Source organism: Reyranella sp. (genome assembly GCF_052439685.1).
In the GTDB taxonomy this organism is placed as follows: Bacteria; Pseudomonadota; Alphaproteobacteria; order Reyranellales; family Reyranellaceae; genus Reyranella.
The window spans coordinates 1-517 of sequence record NZ_JBQVQG010000085.1 but is presented as its reverse complement, the minus strand read 5'-3'; the positions used below and the strand labels follow the sequence as shown (position 1 = coordinate 517).

Sequence of the window (517 nt, the reverse complement as noted above, 5' to 3'; positions counted from 1 at the left end):
GACAGGTGCAGCGCAAGCCGCAGCCGGCACGGCCGGCCGCGCCGGTCGAGGCGGGCCCGCAACAGACTGCGCCGGCGGCGCCGGCGGGCCCGCGCACGGTGCAGGCCTCGCAGCTGGGCTGGCGGGTTCAGCCCAATCCGGCCTATCCGGCGCGCGCGCGGCGGGCGGGCGAGCAGGGCACGGCGACGATCCGCGTGCTGGTCGACGTGACCGGCCGGCCGGCCCAGGTCTCGCTGGCGGCCTCGTCGGGGCATGCCGATCTCGACCAGGCGGCGCTGAGCGCGGTGCGCGCAGCGCAGTTCCGACCCTATGTGGAAGGCGGCCTGGCGCAGGCGGTCTGGGTCCACGTCCCGATCAAATTCGTGTTGCAGTAGGAGAGTATCGCATGGGCGACGCATCGGCCCTGGGCTTCGGCCATTTCATCGCGCAGGCGGACATCGTCGCCAAGATCCTGCTGGGCGTGCTGGCGGTGATGTCGGCGATCTCCTGGTACCTGATCATCTACAAGGGGATCGGC

Annotated in this window: 1 protein-coding gene; it reads left to right on the top strand. The window is 72.3% G+C overall.

What is annotated here, in order from left to right; genetic code table 11:
- On the top strand, nucleotides 1-374 hold a 374-nt coding region (locus tag ACT6UX_RS30455), incomplete at its 5' end, for a TonB family protein (protein ID WP_444778868.1).
- Nucleotides 375-517 lie beyond the last annotated feature (143 nt).